The following is a 4,819-nucleotide window of genomic DNA, read 5'->3' on the forward strand; positions in this document are numbered from 1 at the left end:
GAGATGGCCCGTGCCCGAGAGGACGTTGGCGTTCGTCCCGAGGTTACCCGCCGCGTTCACGAGCACGTTGCCCGAGCCGTTCGCGCTTACCGCCATCCCGTCCGCGGGCGTGCTCCCGTCATCGAGCGCGACATCCCCAGCCGCCGTCGCGAGCACGATGTTCCCGTTCGCGAGCGTCACGAGGTCGGCCTGGGCCGCATCGGTCACACCCGTCGTCGTCGCGTCGGCGTTGAAGTTAGTCACCGTCACCGCGACCGAGCCCACGCCGATACTTGAGTCCTCGGTAAGGTACATGCTTCCGGTGGAAGCCTTCGCCGTCACGCTGTCCACGTTCGTCGACAGGTGCCGACTCGGTACGCCGATCGAGCCGTTTGCCTCGAGCCTGAGCTTCGTGCCCGTCGCGTTCTTCGTGCTTCCCACCGCGTTCACGACGCTCCCACCGCTCGTCATAAGCGAGAGGTTCGTCGCGCTCAGGTTTCCCACCGTCAGGTTCCCGCTCGCGAAGAGCCGCAGGGAGGAAGAGCTAGCCGTCGCGTTCGCGGTGCCGCTCATCAAAAGGAGCCCGCTCGTCGCGCTCATCGACACCGTCCCCGGCGTCCCCGTCGTCACGCTCTTACCCGCGGACACCGTGAGGTCGGTCCCTGCTCGCATGGTAAGGTGGCCCGTGATCGAGAGGACATTGGCATTCACCGCGATATTCGCCACGTTCAGTGACATATACGCGCCCAGCGAGACCGCGCCGTTCAATGTCGTAGTACCCGTACCGGCGGTCTGCGTGAAACTCCAGGCAGTCACGGAATTGGTGAAGGTCGAGTTCGCGGCGCTTTTCACGGCAAGCGTCCCTATCCTCTTGCCCAACCCGACAGGCCCCGTTACGGAAATGTTCCCGATCCCGGCAAGAAGAGTCAGACCCTCCGTATCGAGTGTATTCGGCTCCACCGTGTTCGAAAGGGTGATATCGGCTCCCGTACCAGAATCCAAGGCGGTGTTGCCGACCAGGATCATCGGGCGGTTGAAGGTGATGATATCTCCGCTTGTACGAATATCCCCCGAGATCGAGACCGTGCCTGTCGGCGTGCCACTAGTATCTCGTTCGAGGAAGCTACCGCTAAGATCGAAGTCATAGCCTGCGATATCCCCGGCGCTCGTCGTATCGGTGATCGTGAGGAGTCCGGAATGATCGATATCCACCGCACCGTTGCCACTAGTCGTGACGGTCCCCGAGAATATGAATGCCGCGCCTTTGAGCGACAAGCCGTCGAGCGTCGCGTGGTTCGTGTCCACTGCGGAACCGAAGCTCGTCAGTGAGCTACCCGCGCTTTGCAGTATCCTGGCCGCGCTGATCGAGCCGCTCGCCGTCACGTTAGCCGCGCTCACGATCGTCAACATTCCGATGCGATTCGTACCGCCGATCCTGCCGTTAGCCGCCCCCGCCGTCGCGCCGAACTTTATAGTACCCGATCCGGCGGTGATCGTCAGGTCAGCGTTTCCGGCCGTACCGTCGTCGTCGATCTTCGCCGCATCAGCGAAGCTCACGTCCGCTCCCGTCGCGCCCGTCCCGATCGCCACGTTGCCAGTGAGCGTGATGCCGCGGGCGAAGCTCACCGTATCATCGCTTGTCGTTATGTCGCCGGCGATCGACACTAGTCCTAGAGCTCCCCCGTTCTGGGTGAAGGCCCCTTCGAGGGTGAAATCAGCGGCGGCGGGTATAGTAAGGAGGGCGGAATTGGTGAGCGTAACGCTTCCGTCGTTCGTCGCATCTACATATTTCGTCTTCACGGCCGCAGTGAAATCCACAGTACCCGCCGTCACCGAGAGCTTCGAAAGTTCGCGGTTCGCCGTCTCGCCCAGAGCCCCGTTGAAAACAGTCGCCGCTACTCCCGAGTTCACCGCTAAGGGACGATATGCGCCATCGGTTTTCGACCTCGCGAAGGAGGCGAAGGAGACCGAACTGCCCGCGACACCGTTCGTCGCGATGGAGAGGCCCGAGGCATGGGCGAGTTCAACTCCGCCCGCGAAGGAGACCGCGCCGGCGCCGAGGCCGGAGATAGCGATCGTCGATCCGTTCGCGCTGGAAAGCCCGTTCGTCAGGACGGACAGGCCCGAGGCGGTCGCGTTGCGCGCGTAAACGCTCGCGAAAGAATAGCCGCCGGCATTGCCTGAAGCACCCATCGTCACAGCGCTCGGCCGCCCCGAAGCGCTCGCCCCGATGTCGCCGATAACAGAGAGAGTCCCATTAAGGCCTGGAAGGAGGCTGACGGGATTGGTGGCGTCGACACCGGCCATGATCGATCCGGTGAAGACGATGCCATCCGCGGTGGCGTGGCTTCCGTCGGTCTGGACCGTCAACGAGGAGCCGTTGTAGGTCGCATCGCCGTTGAAGGCGATCGAGGTCCCCCCCGCCGAGCTTGTGGCACGATAGGTGATCCCGTTCAGCGCGATGCCGCCGCCCGCGTAATACGTTTGATTACCGATCGTAAACACCTGAGCCAAGCCCAGGGTCCCGCTCGCGCCTATGGTATTGATCGCGAGCGAGCCCAGGCGGCCCGTGCTTCCCGAGTCGGTCCCGACATCGCCGGCCAATTGCGCTGGGGAGTTGCCCGCCTGGAGGGATAGCGTCCGCGCGTCGCCCGCGCTGCTGTTGATAGTGCTGTTGGCCGTGAGGAAGGAAATGCCGCCGTTGGCGGTAATCGTTGTGTTCTGAACCACCGTGACCGCGCCGGCTCCTCCGGCCGCGCCGTTCGATGCGAAGGCCCCCGTCCCGAGGCTCAGCGCGACCGGCGTCACCGTGTTTCCGAACCTGATACCGCCCGTCCCCGAAGTCAGGCTGAGATTCTTGTTCGCCGCGCTCGCGTTGTAGCCGTTCTCAAACTGGATCCTGCCGATCCCGGCCTGATTCTGAAGAACCGAAAGCTGGTAGGTCGAGGTGACCGCGTTAGTGGAATTACCAATATGGATATTGCCGGACTGCGCGACCGATCCGAGCGTGAAGTTCCCGGCCGTGATTCCAGCGAAAGCCGAGTCGATGAAAATGTCGGTGGTTCCCGGCGTCAGCACTTTCACCGGCGCGAACTCCACCGATAATGCGCTCGTTCTCGGCGCGATCCTGAAATTCGCCGATCCCGCCGAAACCGTATTCGAGGTCCCGAGGTTGAGTTCGTCAACGAGGAATACTATGTCCTTGTCGCTCGTCGAGGCGTCGACATTATTCGAAAAATCAAGCCGCGCCGTGCTGACCGAGAGGTTGGTCCCGGCGACGCTCGTGGCTCCCAGCGAAAGATCCGATGCCCAGGATATCAGCCCGATTCCCACCGTCGTCAGGCTCAGCGCCTGGCTTCCCCCGAGGGAGGAATTGAATACGAGATCGCCATTGTTGGCCGTGGTCGAAATCAAAACAGTGCCCGCCGCGTCCCCGCTCAAGCTGATGGTATCCGTGACGGCGTCTCCAAATGTGACGTTCCGTCCTGATTGAAAAGCGAGGTTGCCCGCGGCCTTGAGAAAAGTCACATTTCCATCAAAGTTAGTCGCCATAGTGCCGGCGGCGAGGGTCACGTCGCCCCGGAATTGGATCGGAGCGGATGAGGAAATGCCCGAGTTTGCGTCTACCGTTCCCCGGAAATCGGCCAAGCCCGTCGTCCCGGAAATGGTCAAGGCCGCGCCGGTACCGGTTCCAAGAACGTTAGCCGCTCCACCGGCGCCGACCGTAGAGAGCGCGGTGATCGTTCCGGTCCCGGCGTACAAGCTTAGGTTCTGGTTGCCTTGCAGGGTCGTGAACTCCAGATTTCCGGAGCCAGCCGCGGCGGTATCCGTATCGATGGTCGAGGCTCCGGTGACGAGGGACAGGGCGGCAAGGGTCACATTCGCGTCGGTGGTATTCAAGGTCCCCGACAAGGAAGTCGGGCCCGCCGTATGGCTCAAACCGGCGGCGAAATTAAGAGTGTCTCCGCCGTCGCCCAAGACAACCGTGCCTGTATTGAGAAAGTCGACGAAGCTGCCGATGCCGGTCGTGGGTCCCGCGAAGGCGACATTGTAGTTGTTCGCCGTGCCAGCCGCCGTGAGATTCGTGGCGGTGACATTTCCCTGGAAGGCGATCGACTGACCCGCGGCCGAGTCGCTGATCGCTATCGTCCCCGGAGCGTCATTGACCCTTACCGCGGATTGGAAGGTCGTCCCTCCGGAGTTGGCGATCGTCAACCCCGCGAGGGCCTGGCTTGCGCCGACAGTGCCGCTGATTGTCACGATACCAGCCGCTCCCGCGTCGAGGACGAGGCTCCGGGCCTGGCTAGCCGCGTCATCCGCGTCGATGGTACCGGTGACGGTGATCCCGTCGGTGGCAGTGCCGGGAGTCTTGAAAGTCACGGTATTCGCGGCCAAGCTCAGGGGACCTTGGAACGAAAGGGCGGGATTCGCGGCGACGCTGGCAGTGTTCCGATAAGTTGCCCCATTGAGGACGATCGTCCCGGTAGTCCGAATGCTTTGGGCCAGAGTCGTGAATGCCTGAGCCAGGGAAATGGCTCCGGTAGCCGAGGCTCCTCCGACTGTCAGGCTCTTGGGTTTGTCGTTGCCCGCAAGGGTTCCGATATCGCCGTCCACGGTTACCGTCCCGCTTGCCCCGGCATCGATGATCACATCGTGGGTCCCGTCGGCCGCATCCTTGAACGTGGAATAGAAGCGAATATCGTCGCCAGCTCCTCCGGGAGTCTGGAACGTCGTCGAGACTCCGCCGCCTAGGACTACCGGTGCGTTGAGACTGAGCGCGTCGGCGGAGCCCGAGCCAGTCACGCTTCGGTAGAAATCCCCGTTCAAAGTGAGATTCGCC

General features: G+C 62.6%; 1 protein-coding gene. It reads right to left on the bottom strand.

Features of this window, described 5'->3' with window-relative positions:
* A partial coding sequence (locus tag WDA27_14655; GenBank protein ID MFA5892166.1) for a hypothetical protein occupies positions 1-3,552 on the bottom strand: 3,552 nt, incomplete at its 3' end.
* Positions 3,553-4,819: the final 1,267 nt, after the last annotated feature.

It is taken from the genome of Actinomycetota bacterium, from assembly GCA_041658565.1.
GTDB lineage: Bacteria > Actinomycetota > AC-67 > AC-67 > AC-67 > JBAZZY01.